This is a genomic window from Streptomyces sp. NPDC005303 (assembly GCF_040607335.1).
Taxonomy (GTDB): Bacteria; Actinomycetota; Actinomycetes; order Streptomycetales; family Streptomycetaceae; genus Streptomyces.
Genome location: NZ_JBEXGM010000001.1, coordinates 221,832 through 238,126 on the forward strand (window position 1 = coordinate 221,832; position 16,295 = coordinate 238,126).

The 16,295-nt window shown below is 68.5% G+C and carries 18 protein-coding genes and 2 tRNA genes; 11 read left to right on the forward strand and 9 right to left on the reverse strand.

Annotation, left to right across the window (positions count from 1 at the left end; genetic code table 11):
* Position 1: 1 nt before the first annotated feature.
* The 6 genes from ABZT93_RS01050 to ABZT93_RS01075 all read right to left on the reverse strand — a co-directional run bounded on the left by ABZT93_RS01050 (position 2) and on the right by ABZT93_RS01075 (position 4,194).
* Positions 2-1,564, reverse strand: a complete 1,563-nt coding sequence (locus ABZT93_RS01050) for a hypothetical protein (RefSeq protein WP_356097059.1) — start codon at positions 1,562-1,564, stop codon at positions 2-4.
* 89 nt (positions 1,565-1,653) lie between these two features.
* Positions 1,654-1,968, reverse strand: coding sequence for a hypothetical protein (locus tag ABZT93_RS01055; protein WP_356097061.1), 315 nt, complete (start codon positions 1,966-1,968; stop codon positions 1,654-1,656).
* A 202-nt stretch (positions 1,969-2,170) separates the two neighbouring features.
* Positions 2,171-3,190 (reverse strand): hypothetical protein, encoded by a 1,020-nt coding sequence (locus tag ABZT93_RS01060; protein ID WP_356097064.1) that lies wholly within the window; start codon positions 3,188-3,190, stop codon positions 2,171-2,173.
* A 4-nt stretch (positions 3,191-3,194) separates the two neighbouring features.
* Entirely contained in the window at positions 3,195-3,575 is a 381-nt protein-coding gene (locus ABZT93_RS01065; RefSeq protein ID WP_356097066.1) for an RRQRL motif-containing zinc-binding protein, read from the reverse strand.
* Complete coding sequence (locus ABZT93_RS01070; protein WP_356097069.1) at positions 3,575-3,904, reverse strand: hypothetical protein; 330 nt, start codon at positions 3,902-3,904, stop codon at positions 3,575-3,577. The genes ABZT93_RS01065 and ABZT93_RS01070 overlap by 1 nt, the downstream gene beginning before the upstream one ends.
* Complete coding sequence (locus ABZT93_RS01075; protein ID WP_356097072.1) at positions 3,901-4,194, reverse strand: hypothetical protein; 294 nt, start codon at positions 4,192-4,194, stop codon at positions 3,901-3,903. The genes ABZT93_RS01070 and ABZT93_RS01075 overlap by 4 nt, the downstream gene beginning before the upstream one ends.
* A gap of 1,152 nt (positions 4,195-5,346) precedes the next feature.
* On the opposite strand from ABZT93_RS01075, the gene ABZT93_RS01080 reads away from it, so the two are divergent.
* Genes ABZT93_RS01080 through ABZT93_RS01090 form a run of 3 tightly spaced genes read left to right on the forward strand, consistent with a single transcriptional unit; the run spans position 5,347 to position 7,504 of the window.
* Positions 5,347-5,847 carry a GntR family transcriptional regulator gene (locus ABZT93_RS01080; protein WP_356097075.1) on the forward strand — a complete coding sequence of 167 codons (501 nt, stop codon included), beginning with the start codon at positions 5,347-5,349 and terminating at the stop codon, positions 5,845-5,847.
* Positions 5,848-5,868: 21 nt separating this feature from the next.
* The gene (locus ABZT93_RS01085) at positions 5,869-6,726 is read left to right on the forward strand and encodes a DUF5919 domain-containing protein (RefSeq protein ID WP_356097078.1); all 858 of its coding nucleotides are present in this window, start codon (positions 5,869-5,871) and stop codon (positions 6,724-6,726) included.
* On the forward strand, positions 6,719-7,504 hold the full coding sequence (locus ABZT93_RS01090) for an inositol monophosphatase family protein (protein WP_356097081.1): 786 nt from the start codon (positions 6,719-6,721) through the stop codon (positions 7,502-7,504). Before ABZT93_RS01085 ends, ABZT93_RS01090 begins: the two co-directional genes overlap by 8 nt.
* Before the next feature lie 331 nt (positions 7,505-7,835).
* Here the strand turns inward: ABZT93_RS01090 and ABZT93_RS01095 are convergent, their stop codons facing one another.
* Positions 7,836-8,861: an MvdC/MvdD family ATP grasp protein gene (locus ABZT93_RS01095; RefSeq protein ID WP_356097084.1), complete on the reverse strand. Its 1,026-nt coding sequence runs from the start codon at positions 8,859-8,861 to the stop codon at positions 7,836-7,838.
* A 917-nt stretch (positions 8,862-9,778) separates the two neighbouring features.
* Between ABZT93_RS01095 and ABZT93_RS01100 the strand changes: the two genes are divergently transcribed.
* Positions 9,779-9,991, forward strand: coding sequence for a hypothetical protein (locus ABZT93_RS01100; protein WP_356097087.1), 213 nt, complete (start codon positions 9,779-9,781; stop codon positions 9,989-9,991).
* A gap of 195 nt (positions 9,992-10,186) precedes the next feature.
* Here the strand turns inward: ABZT93_RS01100 and ABZT93_RS01105 are convergent, their stop codons facing one another.
* On the reverse strand, positions 10,187-10,843 hold the full coding sequence (locus tag ABZT93_RS01105) for an SDR family oxidoreductase (RefSeq protein WP_356097090.1): 657 nt from the start codon (positions 10,841-10,843) through the stop codon (positions 10,187-10,189).
* A gap of 113 nt (positions 10,844-10,956) precedes the next feature.
* Complete coding sequence (locus ABZT93_RS01110) at positions 10,957-12,240, reverse strand: amidohydrolase family protein (RefSeq protein WP_356097093.1); 1,284 nt, start codon at positions 12,238-12,240, stop codon at positions 10,957-10,959.
* A gap of 255 nt (positions 12,241-12,495) precedes the next feature.
* On the opposite strand from ABZT93_RS01110, the gene ABZT93_RS01115 reads away from it, so the two are divergent.
* The 7 genes from ABZT93_RS01115 to ABZT93_RS01145 all read left to right on the forward strand — a co-directional run bounded on the left by ABZT93_RS01115 (position 12,496) and on the right by ABZT93_RS01145 (position 16,180).
* A tRNA-Thr gene (locus ABZT93_RS01115) sits at positions 12,496-12,568 on the forward strand.
* A gap of 46 nt (positions 12,569-12,614) precedes the next feature.
* A tRNA-Met gene (locus ABZT93_RS01120) sits at positions 12,615-12,687 on the forward strand.
* Between the two features lie 87 nt (positions 12,688-12,774).
* Positions 12,775-12,939: a 50S ribosomal protein L33 gene (rpmG, locus tag ABZT93_RS01125; protein WP_003948671.1), complete on the forward strand. Its 165-nt coding sequence runs from the start codon at positions 12,775-12,777 to the stop codon at positions 12,937-12,939.
* Positions 12,940-13,051: 112 nt separating this feature from the next.
* Complete coding sequence (locus tag ABZT93_RS01130) at positions 13,052-13,504, forward strand: MaoC family dehydratase N-terminal domain-containing protein (RefSeq protein ID WP_356097096.1); 453 nt, start codon at positions 13,052-13,054, stop codon at positions 13,502-13,504.
* Positions 13,505-13,512: 8 nt separating this feature from the next.
* Positions 13,513-13,941: a MaoC family dehydratase gene (locus tag ABZT93_RS01135; protein ID WP_356098388.1), complete on the forward strand. Its 429-nt coding sequence runs from the start codon at positions 13,513-13,515 to the stop codon at positions 13,939-13,941.
* A gap of 120 nt (positions 13,942-14,061) precedes the next feature.
* On the forward strand, positions 14,062-14,631 hold the full coding sequence (locus tag ABZT93_RS01140; protein ID WP_356097099.1) for a TetR/AcrR family transcriptional regulator: 570 nt from the start codon (positions 14,062-14,064) through the stop codon (positions 14,629-14,631).
* A 94-nt stretch (positions 14,632-14,725) separates the two neighbouring features.
* Positions 14,726-16,180 carry a DHA2 family efflux MFS transporter permease subunit gene (locus ABZT93_RS01145; RefSeq protein ID WP_356097102.1) on the forward strand — a complete coding sequence of 485 codons (1,455 nt, stop codon included), beginning with the start codon at positions 14,726-14,728 and terminating at the stop codon, positions 16,178-16,180.
* Positions 16,181-16,295 lie beyond the last annotated feature (115 nt).

The window sequence follows — 16,295 nt, forward strand, 5'->3', positions numbered from 1 at the left end:
CTCAGACGTTCCAGCCCTTCTCGGCCTCGGTGCCGTTGCGGGGGTCCTCGTGGCGGGCGATGTCCTGCTCGTGCACCCGGCGGAAGATCGCGGGGAGTTCCTCGGCGCCCGCGGCGGCCTTGCGGAGCAGGTCGTAGATGTCGTTGAAGCCGTTGGCGACTTCCTTCTCCAGCGGGAACTCGCTGTCGGAGCGCTCCGCGAGGATCTGCATCACGTGGGCGACCATGTTCAGCGCCTCGGGCAGACCTTCGACCATGGCGAGGATCTCCATGCAGCCGTCCGGCTCGTAGAGCATCGCGGCGGCCTGCATCTCGGTGGCGTGGTCCTCGAACTTGAAACCGGAACTGGACACGTGCTCTCCCTCACTGCTCTGGGGAATCGTGCTGGTGGGAACCGTGGCCGGGGGGCGTTCGACACCGTCCGCGATCCCTTCCGTGCCGTCCTTGACGGCTTCCGCATCCGCGGCGGCCTCCTGCTCGCGCAGGGTTTCGCGGGCGGTCTCGTCGCGCGCGGCGCGCTGCTCGCCCGCGCTCTGCACCATGCGCCGGTACAGGCGCCGGCCGGGGTGGATCAGGGCGGGGATGTTGAGCTTGCGGCCGATCCAGGTGGACAGGCAGCCCAGGACACCGACCGGCAGAGCGAGGAGCGCGGCGAGCAGGCGCCGCCCGTGGAAGCGGGCCGCGGACTTGCGCAGCGCCTTACGCGCCGCCGCACGGGCCGGGGCTTTGCGGATGTTGGAACGCTGTCCGGCGACAGCAGCGCCGGTCTTCGCGTCCCGCTTGGTGCGCTGCTTGGCAATCGCCGCATCCCGCGCGGACCGCGCCTTCCTGGCCGCGCCACCCATCAGGCGGCCCGCCAGACCAGCGCGCTTGCCCAACTGGGACTTGCCGGCAGCGGCCTTGGCGTTGCGGCGGGCGTCGGCGACCGCGCGGCGCGCGCTGGTGGTCTGCGCCCGCTGTCCGGCCCGTGACCCGGCCGCGGCCTTCTGCGCGGCCCGCAGTGCCTTGACCTGCCCAGCCCGGCCCGCAGCCGCACCCGCGGTGCGCGCTGCGGAGTGCTTGGACGGGCCATGACTGTTCTTGCCGAGGCTCTTTCCTCCGGTCGCGCTGCCGGTGGTGCGGCGGTGCTGGCCGGGCACCTTGCCCACCCCGCCACCCGAGCGACCGGCACGCGAACCTGCCGAACGGCTTCCAGAGCTGCGGCGGGTGCCCGCTCCGCTGCTGCGCAGACCAGCACTGCGGGCGGCGGAACGGCCGGCAGCGCGGGCCGCGGAACGGCGCGCCTCGCGGCGGGAGTTGGGTTTGCGGGAGCGGGTGGCGGCGACCGTGCCGAGGACCACCATGCCGGTGGCGGCGACCGCAGCGGCGATCGGTCCGCCGGCCAGGGAGGCGGCGGCGACCGCTCCCACCGTGCTGTTCGCCCCGGACAGGGCGAGCGGGACGATCGGCCAGCCGCCGGGCGTGTGCTCCACCTCCTCCTGCGCCTTGGCGGGCGAGGTGTCGGGGGGCGGGGGCGGTGCGGTCGGAGCCGGGGCCACTACCGGCTCGGTGCTGAGTTCCGTCATGCTGTGAGCACTCCTTCAGGGGAGTAGGGCCCGGCCGAAGCTGTAGGAGGCATGCGGCCGGGCCTGCTGAATTCGGGGGTTGCGGTAGGTCAGAGGGTGCGGTGCGGGTGCTGGGCGGCGATCTCCTGCCACTTGCGGCTCTCCGCGGCGTCCGTGTGGGCGAGGCTGACGCGGAAGTCGCAGCCGGGCTGCGTGCAGCGGTGCGTGGTCGTCGACCACGCGGCGATCACGCGGAACAGCAGGCTGGAGAAGGTGGCCAGGCAGGACAGGCAGCAGGCCAGCAGCAGCGCGAGCGGCACGCCGTAGCCGGACAGCCGCACGCCGATCGCGACGGTCAGAGCCGTACTGGCAGCGACGGCTGCCGACACCGCGAGGCGTCGGCGGCGGATGGATGAGTTGTTCACCAGGGAAGTTCCCTTCCAGACAGCAGGATTCGGGATGGTGTGCGGGGTTCAGCTCGCCGGGTCTGCTCCGGGTCTGCGGATGTGCCGCTCGCCGGGGCTCACCGGGTCTGCTTCACTGGTGTCCGACTGCTTCCGGCAGTCGCAACGAGGGCCAGCCCACTAGACCTGGGCTGGTCCTCATTGATGTGTGCCGGACGCTGGATCAGGGTTGTGCGTCCTCCGCGTCGATCAGGGCGGCATACGCCTTGCGGACCCGCTCCTCCTTCGCCACGAACCCGGCCGCGCGGTAAGCGGCCAGCGCCTTGCGGTACGACAGCGGGGGGTTGTCCGAGTGGCGCAGCCACCGCAGCACGACCGTGAGCTGTTCCTCGCTCAGCGGCTCACCCGGCTCAGGGGTGTCGACGCCAGCCACGGCCGCCACCTGCACGAGAGCTGACCAGTCGAGCGGGGTGTGTCCCTCGCCCTGCGAGGGGGGCAGTTCCGGAGTGGGGGACACGTGGCTGACCTGGGGGGACACAGGGGACACACCCGGGGACACGCCCCCGTTGGACCACTGGCCCAGCACCCGGGCGAGATCCTCGTCCGAGAACAGCGCCGGCACCGCGTCCGGGACGTCGGCTGCCGGGTGGTCGGCGGTGAGCTTGGTCAGCTTCTCGGCTGCCTCGTGACGCACCTTCTGCGCCTTGCCGCGGGCCCTGTGCTCCTCGCGCTCAAGGACGGCCGCGGTGGTCTGCCGGTCGGTCTTGGCCCGGGTGACCACACGGCCGATCGCCACCTGGTCCCGCGTCGCGCTGCGCACCGCATCGATCTGCGCCTGCGCCGCGGGCGAGATCCGGGTGGCCTCCCGCTCCACCGCCATGATCAGCGTTGCCTTGGCGGCAGCGGGCACCACGGCGCCGATGGCGGCGACGACGGCGGTGGCGGAGAGCAGGCCGTGGGTGAACAGCACCCCGACCGACGTGACCAGGAAAAGCCATCCCAGCGCGGTGGGCAGCGTCGCGTTGGAGCCCTGGCGGCGGTGCGCGGTCTCCATGGCCAGCGCGTACAGCCACACCGCGTCGTAGATCCCGGCCACGGTGTAGGCGAGCGGTGCCGGGGCCTGGTGGGCGAGGATCTCGCCGACCGCGTAGACCGTCCAGCCCAGGGACAGGCCGGTCAGCCCGGCCGGCAGACTCCAGTGCGCCAACCTGCGCAGCACGGTCTGTACTTCCTTCCAGTTCATGTGATCACTCCTGCTTCTCGTCGTCGGGGTAGGCGCAAGGGACGCAGACCCCAAGGGATGAGGGGATGACGTATCCGGCGTCCAGGCGGCACTGCGGGCAGGTGCGGCGCGCTCGCATCGCGCACGCCAGGGCCCGCCGCTTGGCCGGGGTCATCGGCCGGACCGGCAGCGCCTTGTCGAGCCGGTAGAGGTAGGCGATCAGCGGTCCGCGCCGGTAGCGGGGCCGGAGTATCTGGCCGGCGATCGGCTGGCCGCCGGGGCGCAGGCCGCGGGCCCGTAACTGCCGTCTGGTCTCCAGTCCGTCGGGCGCGTACCGCCACGGCCAGGTGGGGATGCCGAGGCGGGCGCCGTTGGGGTCGTAGCACTTGCCCCAGGTGACGGACATCAGGTCGCCGCCCCGGCCGGTTGCGGGGCGGTGATGGTGCCGTAGCCGACCAGGTCCACGACCGTGCCCGCGTGGTCGGCGCTTGCGGTCAGGACGCGGGTGTGGCCGTTGCTCTGCTCGCGGTGGACCACGGCCTCCGACGGGATACCCAGGGCCTCGCGCCATGCCTCGAAGCCAGACAGGTCGTCGTGGAACGACAGCTCCAACCGGTCCGGGTAGATGGTCGACACCGCCACGGCCGGCGCCGACAGGTGCCCGAAGTCCGCAGCCAGCAGGCGCAGCGCCTGCAGCGGCACGGCCAGGTCATCCAGCGTCAGACTCTCGCTCATGCCGCGACTCCCCGACGCGCCGTACGGCGGCGGGCGAGGCGGGGCAGCGGGACGACGTTGAACAGGTCCGGATTCTCGTCGACTACCCGCGCGGCCAGCCGGATCAGGTCGTCGGGCAGGCTGCCGTACTCGGGATCCGCCAGGATGTCGCGGCCCGCGTCGAGGCGGGCCGCGCGCTCCATCTCGCTCTCGCCGTTGACTCCGAGCCAGAGTTCGGCGGGAGTGCCGAGGGCGAGTTCGACGAAGTCCATTGGGGTGTCGGCCCGGTGGCCGCCGACGTAACTGTGCATGGGAACTCCCATGTCGAAGGGACGGAGAAAGCCGGAAGCCACGAGCGCGCCCGCCAGAGGGCGCCGGCTGGTCCGGGAAATACGGCGCCGCCGCGTGATGCGGCGGGCCGGAGTGCTCCTGCCGGGAGTCGAACCCGGCCGGAGCCGTCAGTGCGGTTGGGATGTTCAGTAGGGGTGCGGGCCGCGCGGACGCGGCGGCAGCGGATCCTTCGTCTTCTCGTGCTCGCCGTCGGCCATCAACGGCCGCCCCGAGCACGGGTGTTGTCTTCGCTGCGCTTGTTCGCCTCGCCTGCCTTACGGGACACTTCGTCCCGTTCCGTGTCTGTCAGACTGGTGACCACAGGTGCCTCCACATCAGGTGCCTGCTCGCGGTCCCTCGGGTCGCACCCCGGGGGACCGCTCAGGGCCGGACTTTCCGGCTCCCCCCGCCTCGCCCGTGCAGCCGGCGCACCAGGTGCGGGCCGGATGGGCGAGGAGAGGCAACCGGCCGCAGCGCAAGTCGCTGCGATGCCAGGAAGAGGCGGACCGGGAGGGCTTCAGGCGCTGCCGGCCGGTCCACCCGGCAGGGCCCATGTTTGTCGTCGACTCACGCCGACCTCCCGCAGGTAGCAGGGATACGGCTTCGCCGGCGCTCCGTTGCTTCGGGGCACCGGTCCCGAGCCGGGGATCGGGCGCGTCATCGTCACTGCTCTGACGCCAGCAGGGCGGCATGCATCGGGTGGCACCCCGAAGGGATGTGCTCCAGAGCTGATGCAGGTGGCTGTGCCGCCGACGACTTCACCCGGTCGTCTCGGGGGCGGTCTTCTCATCCCGCCACGTGCGTTGGGGCCCGCTGTACTTCCCCACACCCGAGATCGGGTGGCGCCTGCCAGGCGCGTAGGGGGAGAGCTTCGTTCATCACGGCGGTTTGCCACCCGGACCCTCGCCCTAGGCACCTGCCGTGACCGCCGCTCTCGCGTCAGCCCCGCACGATCACTCTCCAGTTCTCAAGCAACGCCCGTCGAGCCCTGAGGCGATGTCTCACCTTGGCTCAACCTCATACACTAGGTTGCACCTAGTGCATGAGGTTGTCAACCGCTCCTGGCTCACGCTCTTTTCGTGTGCTGCACTAGCTGTAGTTAGTGCAGTAGGTAGAGGTAGAGAGGTGCTGGCATGGCGGATTTGCAGGAGGGGCCGGCCTACAAGCGGCTTGCCGACGAACTACGTGCCCAGATCGCAGGTGGACAACTTGCGGTCGGAGAGGCGCTTCCGTCTGCGTCGCAACTCGTCAAGGCTCATGGCGTATCCACCACTGTTGTTCGAGATGCGATCAGGATCCTCAGAGAAGAAGGGCTGGTGTATGGGCAACCGGGCAAGGCTGTCTTCGTTCGCGCTACGCCCGATGAGTCGGCCTCTGAGCGCCTGACTCTTGATGAGCTGACGGAAGGTTTTCAGCAGATTCAGGAGCAACTCGAAAGGTTGGAGCCAGGGGCCGGGCGCGATGCCGTTGAGGAGTTGCGAGTCGAGATCACTGATCTTCGGCGGTCAGTGGCCGTTCTTCAGGCACAGTTGATCGAACTGTACGGGCGCGTCGGTCAGCCGTATCCGCGTGACAAGGCGCCCTTGAAGAGCGACGGCGGGTCAGGTCGCCTCCGTAGGGCGGCTGGCAGCTAGACCACGGTTGAGGGGGACAAGGTGAACAAGGGCAACTCGGGCAAAGTAGTGTCTCTGCACGATAGAGCCTCATATCGGCCAGACCTTGGGGAGTTGGCGCGCAATCAACTGGCTGCCGCTCGCAACGCTCAGGGGCTCAGCCATGGTGAGTTCGCCGAATTGTTGTCGAGCATGCTCGACTGGAGTGTGAGCCCCGAAGCTCTGGAGTCATGGGAGACGACGGCCACGCCACCGGGTGATGTCCTGGTTGCTGCGGAGTTGATGGTGCGACGGGCAGCTCCCGGGCTTGTCGACGGCGAGCCGCGTGATGCCTTGACCCAGATAGTCGGCGACCAGTTCGCTGATCTGGCCGGTGTATACGCAAGCCGTTCAGAGTTTCAGGCGAAGGTGTCCGCTTCAGATCTATTCGATGAGGCTAAGGACATTCGCATTGCGGGCCTTTCCTTGAACCTCCTGTGCCAGTCATACTCCGAAGCCAAGCTGACACAGCTCATCGAGAATGGTACGAGGCTCACTGCACTGTTTCTCAAGCCGTATGGCCACTTCGTCAAGGAACGGGAAAGGGAAGAGGGCTACCCCGAGGGGCGTCTGTCCGCGCTTACGGCGCTGAACCTGACCATCCTGCAAGAACGGGTCGCTGGCCGGATCGGTCCTGAGGCGGCCGACCGCATCAGAGTCGGGGTCTACGACGAACCCATCCGGTTCAACATCACCCTGATCGACGGGCAACTATGCGTTGCTCAGCCCTACCTACCTCAGACTCGGGGCGTCGACTCGCCGACGTTCCTGATCCGCAAGCGCCGGCTAGCCGGCGGGCTATACCCGACTTTCGAGCAGATCTTCGACACGTTGTGGGAAAGGCGGGAACAGGATGGCTGACCTGGCGCCACTGTTGAACATCGCCGCGGCGGCCCTTGACCATGCGTCCTCACTGGTTACGGAGATGGCAGTGGGGTCGGTCCGATCCAAGGGGGATCGGGATATGGTCTCAGAGATTGACCTAGCGGTAGAGGAACGGGTCCGCGAATTCCTGCGGAAGGAGACGCCAGAGATTGGATTCCTGGGCGAGGAGAGCGGTGGTACTGGGATTGAAGGTCCGCTCACCTGGGCTCTGGATCCCGTCGATGGAACCGCAAATCTCGTCAACGGGCTGCCGCTGTGCGCAGTTTCCCTGGGTCTGGTGGAGGACAACCGTGCGGTTCTCGGAGCCATCGATCTGCCTTTCATGGGGCAACGGTTCCGAGGGGCTAAGGGTCACGGCGCCTACGCAAACGAAGAGCTCATTCGACCGAGCCAGAGGACGGCTCTGAACGAGGCCATCGTCGCGATCGGCGACTATGCCGTCGGTGTCCGAGCCAATGAGCGAAACGTTCGCCGCCTCGCTCTAACGCGGATGCTCGCCGAACAGGTCCTGCGTGTCCGCATGCTTGGCTCAGCCGCCATTGACCTCATCTGGGTCGCATCCGGCAAGCTCGACGCGAGCATCGCCCTCAGCAACCATCCCTGGGATATGGCTGCCGGCGTCGCCATTGCCAGGGAGGCTGGCGCCGCCGTAATGGACCTGGACGGCTCGCCGCACAGCTTGCGGTCGACCGCCACCATCGCTGTGGCGCCGGGACTGCGTGGCACCCTGCTGCAGATGCTCGACAAACTGTAGAGATGAACGAGGGGCCCGGTCTGTTGGACCGGGCCCCTCGTGGTGCTGCTTAGGCGTTGCTCCACGCTTCGAGGAACCGCTTGCGGTCGTCCTCTGTCTCCTCCGCCCGACGACAGGCAGGCGACGTGCTTGGTGTTCAACGCTGAAAGACCTCAGTCACCCCACGGAGTTGGACTTGTAGGCTCCGGGCGTGGCCCCTCCCCCTCCTCAATAGGGTTGCTCTCGCCCCCCTGCTCCGGTGAGGCGTTCGCGGGTAGGTGCAGCGACTGTTCGGACTCACCGAAGCGCGTCAAGAACGGCCTTACTTCCGAGAGCTTGTCAGACATAGCGCTCACCTCCTTCCTTCTACGCTACGCCTACATAGAGGTTCGCGCAGGCCGACGAGGAGTTCGGCAAGAGCACCGCTGACGTCTACCCCAGAGAGCAACTCAGCCCAAAGGAACTGGCCATTTCCATTGATCTCGAGAAATACATATTCCCCCTCCGGGGTGCGGATTAGATCAATGGCCCCGAAGTTCAAGCCGAGCCTATAAGTAATCTCTCTGCACTGGTCCTCCACGGACCGGGGAAGAACATAGGCGCTATAGGGTGTATTTTTCGTATCGTATCGCCTCCAGTCGAGTTCAGATACTGCCGAACACTGGCTCTCGATCTTTACGGCAAGCACATCGCGACCAACGACGTTGACTCTAATCTCGTAGTCCTTCGCAATTTCCTCCTGAAATGTTACCGGGCACACTTTGAGTGCGGATTCATCATGGATGTCGTTTGTAGTCACCCGATTGGTGAGGAAGCATGTGACCGCGCCGTCTTCTGCCTCCACCCACCCGGGTCCCGTAGGTTTCGCGACCACTCTGCCTCGGCACTCGCCATAGAAGGCGAGAACTTCTTGAGAGTCATTCGTAATTAATGTGCGCGGGATGCGGAGTCCGACCGCTGTGGCAATAGCGGCTTGCACCGTCTTGCGGGCCGCACCCTGAAGATTTTGAGGATCCGATACCCAAATGCACGGTTCCATAATTCCGCACAGGGCGCGCCAGAAGGTGTCCCATTCTGAGACAGCAAGGCGTCGATCTTGCTCCTTCATTCCAGAGAACTCAGGGAGGCGAGGTCTCCGATACCAAATGGAAGAGACATCTTCCAGCTTGACAGTAAGCCCTCCAAGTCGAATGCTTCCCCGGGCACTCGCCTGCTCGCTCGCCAATTTCACTGCAGCGAAAATCGAACTCCCCGATTCCTCAGGGTGGATGACAAAAGCCCGTCCGCCCAGCTTCTCGACTTTGCCTGCCACGACATGAGTCGTCTCGTCGCGGGGATTAGAAAAAATCAGGACCTGTGCAATTGGTTTCATTTTCATGCGTGTCCTTGCGTGTCTGGGAGGGGTAACACTCCCAGTACAAGTCCGATCCTCTTAGCTTTCCTCTCGCTAGAGCTGAACGGATGACCGCGCGTGCAGGACGGCCGTGATCTAACTCGACGGCTGGATCACCAAGGAGCGATGGAGGACGACGGAGCGGCGGTGCCGCCCGGCAACCCCGAGCGCCAGCCCCGATGCGCTGCGCCCGCAGGTGAAGGCGTGCTTGCTCGGCCCACTCGCCGGGGGACAGGGCCTGAAAGGTGGCAGGTCGCAGGTACTAGTGTTTCCCCCATGCGTCCCCCGACGACGGTAGTTGTAGAGAAACCCGCAGGTCGCAGACGGTGCGCGGAGCCCGCTGTAAATCTGCCGGCTCAGCCTTCCCAGGTTCGAATCCTGGCGCCGCCACGCTGAGAATGAGACCCCCTCCGAACTGCGGAAACGCAGGGCGGAGGGGGTCTTTTCGTGTTTCTGGTTGCGATGAGGAGCGGAAAGGGCCATGGTTCCGGCTGCGACACCGAGGGTGAGCCGGGTGACCGTGATCAGGCCACGTAGCCCAGCCAGTACGGCAGCCACCGGCGGCTGAGATCGATGAGACGGTGGGGTCGGTGCCTGCCCCCCGGCATGCCTGACGACGCTGCACGGCAGGGCCAGGAGCGTCACGGTGATGGCAGCACAGAAGGCCTCCTGGAGCACCTGGGCTTGGCTGGCGAAGGGTGTTCAGAAGGGCCGGCGGTTTCCGCGTCATCTTCCGGCCCGCCCCCGACGGCCGCCTGCCCGCCCCGGAGCCTCGCCGCCGTTGCTCGCGCCCCGCCTATACCCCGCCGCGGCGCCCGCCCCACTCCGTCCTCCCACGCCCCTACGGTGCAGCCGACCACTCCAGACGCTCAAGCCCCGCCGGTCCGGGGCACACTGACTGCATGTCCAGTCGTCGCAGGCTCTGCCCCGAATGCCGTCGCGAGATCGCCGTCGTCGCCGGCCGCTTCGCCCGGCACGACCCGCCCGGAGCGCGTGAGAGGGGGCAGCTGGTCTCCTGTCCGGGTTCCCGCAGGCAGGCGGAACTCGGAGCGGCGCAGCCGTCGTTGGACGGGTACGCGGTCTCCCTCCTACCCGGCCAGCTGCCCCTGTTCTGAAGAGCTGGGCGCAGCAACCCCGCCGGGCTCACCCGGCCGTAGGCCCTCCAGCCGTACGAGGGGATGCCCGGCTGCGAACCGCCGTGCCCAGTACGTCCGTACCGGCTCACGTCCGTGCAGCCGACCGCCGTCCAGCATGTTCGGCCAGTCCACGTCCGGGGCCGGCCGGCGGGTGAACGCGTCCCGCGGGCACCCTCAGTTGCCCGCCACCGACTTCACCGCCACCGACACCGGCGTGGAACCGCTCACCAGCTCCAGCGTCAGTCCGGCCGTCGCGGGGGTGTCCAGCAACTCCGCCAGTACGGCGGCCACGTCGTCGCGCGGGATCTGGCCGCGACCGGTGTGCGCCTCCAGGCGGACGAGGCCCTTGCCGGCGTCGTCCGTGAGCGCGCCGGGTCGCAGGATCGTCCAGTCCAGGGCGTCCAGGCCGGCCACATAGGCGTCGGCCTCGCCCTTGGCGCGTAGGTAGACGTCGAAGATCTCGTCGCCCTCGTGCCGCGGGTCCGCGCCCATCGAGGACACGATCACGAAGCGCCGTACGCCCGCCCGGACCGCCGCGTCGGCGAACAGCACCGCGGCGCCCTTGTCCACCGTGTCCTTGCGGGACGCGCCGCTGCCGGGGCCCGCGCCCGCCGCGAAGACCGCCGCGTCGGCGCCCCGCAGAGCCGCCGCGACCTCCTCGACCGAGGCCGACTCCAGGTCCAGCAGGACTGGTTCGGCACCGGCGTCCCGCAGGTCGTCGCCCTGTTCCGGACGGCGGATGATCCCCGCGACCTCGTTCCCACGCGCGGCGAGCAGTCGCTCCAGCCGCAGCGCGATCTGACCATGACCACCAGCGATGACAATACGCATGCCTTCGACCGTACGCCGGAACACCCGTGAACGCCGCGTCAGGGGAGTGCGCAGGGGACACAGGAGCCCCGCTCCCGCCTCCCTGATGACCCCGCCCCCTCGGCTCCCACCCCCTACGGCGCCCCGCCCCGCCCCTGCCGAGGCAGCCCCCACTCCCCGTTCGCCGCCGAGTTGCAGTACTCACGCACAGCGCTCGTCCGTGCCACCACGCGCCCCCCATGCACCACGATCCGGCTGTACGCCAGGGAGAGCGCGCCGGCCAGGCGGTCGCCGCGTACCGCGAGCAACTCGGCCGGAAAGCCTGCCTCCACGCGCACCTCGGGCAAACCGAGGACGGCTCGAGCCGACGTGCTCACCGCGTCGTAGGCGTCCTCCGGCCGCAGCCCGTACCGGGAGGCGAGCAGGTAGGCGGCCTCCAGGGGGTCCCCGCGGCCCACGGGGTTGGAGGCGTCCCGCAGCGCGCCGCTGCCGGCGGCCACCTGGACCCCGGCGGCGCGCAGGAGCCGTACCGGAGCCGTGCCCCGCCGGTCCACGCCCGCGCAGCCGCCCTGCGGCAGGCACACGACGGCGACTCCGGCCGCCGCGAGCTGGTCGGCGGTGCGGGAGACCACCTCCGCAGGAAGCCGGTCGAGGCCCGCGCACGGGCCGAGGGTCACGCCGGGCCGCACCCCCCCGGCCATGGCGGCGAGGCGGGCGAGCCGGGCCGGGTCGGTGGCGTCGGTGTGCAGATCGACGGGGCAGCCGTGCTCGGAAGCGACCTCCAGGACCGCCTCGGCGTAGCCGGTCGGGTCCGGGTCGGTGTCCGGGCAGCCGCCCACCACCGAGGCACCCATCTTCAGGGCGTCCCGCAACATGGCGAGCCCCTCCGTCCCTGCCACCCCGGTCAGCACCCTGGGCATCGCCACGGCCGTCAGCTCGGTGAGCCCGCGCAGCGACCGCCGTGCCTGGAGTACGGCGGCCAGCGCGCCCAGCCCTTGGACGTCACCCACGCGTACGTGTGCCCTGAGCGCGGTCGCCCCGTGCCCGAGCTGCAGCAGAGCGGCCTCCGTGGCCCGGCGCTGGACGTCCTGGGGGTCGGGGGAGACGGGGCCCTCGGCGTCGGCGGACAGCGCGGTGTCGCCGTGGGCGTGCGGCTCGGCCGGGGCAGGAAGGAGCAGGTATCCGTTGAGATCCACGCGCGCACCGCACGCGCGTGTGTCGCTCCCGGCCGGAGTCCCGGCCAGACTCCCGGCCGTACCGACCGCCTCGATGCGCCCGCCGCCCAGCCGTACGTCCACGGTTCTGCCGTCGGTGAGCCGCGCCCCGCACAACAGCAGACCGGCCCCATCGGACCGGCCCGACCACGCGGCACCCCACGAGGACGAGGAGTGGGGCGGCTGCGGCTGGCTGTCGGGCATCGCGCTCCAGGGGCTCGGGCTGCGGGGCCCCGAGCCGCCGGAACCGCGCAACAGGTCGCAAGATCACGCAGAGTGAGTCGAGCCTAGGGTGACGGCACGCCCGTGACGGGGAGGAGCGCAATAGTCGTACCGGCGTGGTCCTTCGTACGGAAGGGGCTGTCGAGGCCCCCGGGAACCCCGTGGATCAAGGCGCCCGGGGCCCCACGAAACGGATTTGGGCGAACGGCGGCGGAGCGTGTAATGTCTTCATCGCTCGCCCCAATAGCTCAGTCGGCAGAGCGTCTCCATGGTAAGGAGAAGGTCTACGGTTCGATTCCGTATTGGGGCTCTGGTGTGTGAGGTTCCCGTCGTGAGACGGGAACGGATCGCATCTCAGCGGTGTAGCTCAGTCGGTAGAGCAAGCGGCTCATAATCGCTGTGTCACCGGTTCAAGTCCGGTCACCGCTACAGACAGTAGCCGATTGTGGGGTCGGTCCTTCGATCGGCTACTCTTCTATGCGTTAATGTCCCATCCGTTCGTCAAGGAGCACTCCTGTGGCTGCCACCGACGTCCGCCCGAAGATCACGCTGGCCTGCGTGGAGTGCAAGGAGCGGAACTACATCACCAAGAAGAACCGGCGTAACAACCCGGACCGACTGGAGATGAAGAAGCACTGCCCGCGTTGCAACGCGCACACCGCGCACCGCGAAACGCGATAATTCAGGCTCGTACACGAGGCCGTCCCCGAGAGATCGGGGGCGGCCTCGCGTCGTTGAGAGACCCGATACGGTCAGTAAGACAGCGCAGAGCTACCAGGAGGTGCCGAGACCCATGGCGCTCGACCAGTCCTTCGTGGGGCGGACCTATCCGCCCACCGCCCCCTACGAGGTGGGCCGGGAGAAGATCCGTGAGTTCGCCGAGGCGGTGGGGGACACCAACCCCGCGTACACGGACCCGGAGGCCGCCAAGGCGCTCGGTCACCCCGACGTCGTCGCCCCGCCGACCTTCGTGTTCTCGATCACGTTCAAGGCCGCGGGACAGGTCGTGCAGGACCCGCAGCTCGGCCTGGACTACAGCCGCGTGGTGCATGGTGACCAGAAGTTCGCCTACGTCCGCCCCGTGCGCGCCGGTGACCGTCTGACCGTCACCTCCACCATCGAGGCGATCAAGTCCATGGCCGGCAACGACATCCTGGACATCCGCGGTGAGGTCCACGACGAGGCCGGCGAGCACGTCGTGACCGCCTGGACCAAGCTCGTCGCGCGCGCGGCCGAGGAGGCGTGAGAAAGAAGATGACGGCGAAGATCGCATACGGCGACGTCGAGGTCGGCACCGAGCTGCCGGCCGGGACCTTCCCCGTGACCCGCGCCACCCTCGTCCAGTACGCGGGTGCCTCCGGGGACTTCAACCCCATTCACTGGAACGAGAAGTTCGCCAAGGAGGTCGGACTGCCGGACGTCATCGCGCACGGCATGTTCACCATGGCCGAGGCGATCCGCGTGGTCACCGACTGGACCGGCGACCCGGGCGCGGTCGTCGAGTACGGCGTCCGCTTCACCAGGCCCGTCGTCGTCCCGAACGACGACCAGGGCGCCACGATCGAGGTCAGCGCCAAGGTCGCCGCCAAGCTCGACGACAACACGGTCCGCGTGGACCTCACGGCGACCAGCGCGGGGCAGAAGGTGCTGGGGATGTCACGGGCGGTCGTACGACTGGCCTGAGGGTCGGACACGGTTGTCGGTAAGGGGCGCTCTCCATGGTGGAGCGCCCCTTACCGGCGTCTTGGAGCGTTCTGGAACTCGCCTCTTGCAAAGTTAGTGATTGAGCACTAACTTAGTCGCATGGCCAGGATGAGTGCAGACGAGAGGCGCGAGAGCGTCATCCGTGCGGCGACCGCCGAGTTCGCCCGCGGTGGCTACCACGGCACGTCGACCGAGGCGATCGCCAAGCGCGTCGGGGTCTCTCAGCCGTATCTCTTCCGGCTCTTCCCGGGCAAGAAGGCGATCTTCCTGGCGACGGCGGAGCGCTGCGTGGAGGACACCATCCGCACCTTCGAGGACGCCTCCAAGGGGCTGAAGGGCGAAGAGGCCCTGCATGCCATGGCGGATGCGTACATGCGGGTCATCGTGGAGCGGCCCGAGTGGCTGATGATGCAGATGCAGATGTACGTCGCCGTGGCGGCCGCCGAGCAAGAAGGTGACAGCGAGTTCGGGGAGACGGTGCGCGCCGGCTGGATGCGGCTGTGGGACACCGTCCACCTGCCGCTCGGCGCCGACGTCAACGAGACCACGACCTTCCTGGCGCACGGAATGCTCATCAACTGCCTGGTGGCGATGGGCTTCCCGCCCGGGCACCGGGTCTGGGCGGGCATGGACCCGTCGGCAGGGAACACGGGCCGACCGGAGCACTGAGGCCTGCAGTGAACAAGGCGTCACCGGCGCCTTTTCATGATCGAGAAACTTAGTAATCAATAACTAATCACCGATCACACCCGCTGGGGGAGCGATGTCACAGCAAGGACAACCGCAAGTCGCACCGACCGCACGTCGCGGGGGAGCCGTCTGGGCCCTCGTCATCACCAGCGTCGCCGGATTCATGGCGGCCCTCGACAACCTCGTCGTCACCACGGCCCTGCCCTCCATCCGCGAGGACCTCGGCGGAGCGCTGCACGACCTCGAATGGACCGTCAGCGCCTACACGCTCACCTTCGCCGTCCTGCTGATGACCGGCGCGGCACTCGGAGACCGCTTCGGCCGCCGCCGCCTCTTCCTTGCCGGCCTCACGATCTTCACCGGCGCGTCGGCGGCCGCGGCCCTGGCCCCCGGCATCAACTCCCTCATCGCCGCCCGCGCGGTCCAGGGCGTGGGCGCGGCGATCATGATGCCCCTCACGCTCACCCTCCTCACGGCGGCCGTGCCCGCCGCCAGGCGCGGGATGGCGTACGGCATCTGGGGCGCCGTCAACGGACTCGCGGTCGCCTCCGGACCGCTGATCGGCGGCAGCCTCACCGAACACATCTCCTGGCAGTGGATCTTCTGGCTCAACGTCCCGCTCGGCGTGGCCCTGCTGCCGCTGGCCCGCCTGCGCCTCGCCGAGTCCCACGGCACCGGTGCGCGGCTCGACATCCCCGGCACACTGCTCGCCAGCGGCGGCCTCTTCGGCATCGTGTACGGCCTGGTCCGCGGCCCGTCCGACGGCTGGACCGACTCCGAGGTCCTGCTGGCGCTGTTCACGGGGGCCGCGCTGCTCGCCGCCTTCGTCATCTACAGCACCCGGGCCAAGAACCCGATGCTTCCCATGCGGCTGTTCCGCTCCCGGGCCTTCGCCGGCATCAACGCGGCGAGCCTGCTGATGTTCCTCGGGATGTTCGGCTCGATCTTCCTGCTCAGCCAGTACATGCAGGGCGTCCTCGGCTACTCGCCCACCGAGGCGGGCCTGCGGATGCTGCCCTGGACCGGCATGCCGATGCTCGTCGCGCCGATCGCCGGGATCCTCTCCGATCGCATAGGGGGCCGGCCGGTGGTGGCCGCGGGGCTCTTCTTCCAGGCGGCGGGTCTCGCGTACATGGCGTCCGTGGTCACGGTCGACGCGTCCTACGCCGCGCAGCTTCCCGGTCTCATCCTCAGCGGCATCGGCATGGCACTGTTCTTCGCCCCCGCGTCCAATCTGGTCATGTCGAGCGTGCGTCCCAAGGAACAGGGCATCGCGTCCGGGGCGAACAACGCGCTGCGTGAGGTGGGTGGGGCGCTGGGAATCGCCGTCATGGCCTCGATCTTCTCCTCGCAGGGCGGCTACGAGAGCGGGCAGTCCTTCGTCGACGGGCTGCAGCCGGCGCTGGTCACCGGGGCGGGGGTAGTGGCTCTCGCCGGGGTTGCGGCTCTGCTGATTCCGTCGCGGAAGCGGGTGGTGGGGGAGGAGTCGTCCGAGGAGGTGCGGGTGCTGGAGGCTGTGGCCGGCTGAGGGTTTGGCTGACGGTCCTGCCCGAGAGGGCGGGACCGTTTCGCTGTGCTTGGGTGGGGCGCCTGTGGGGGTGCCGGGTTCGGTTGTCGGGCGGGTGCGGGTGAGTGGGGGCTGG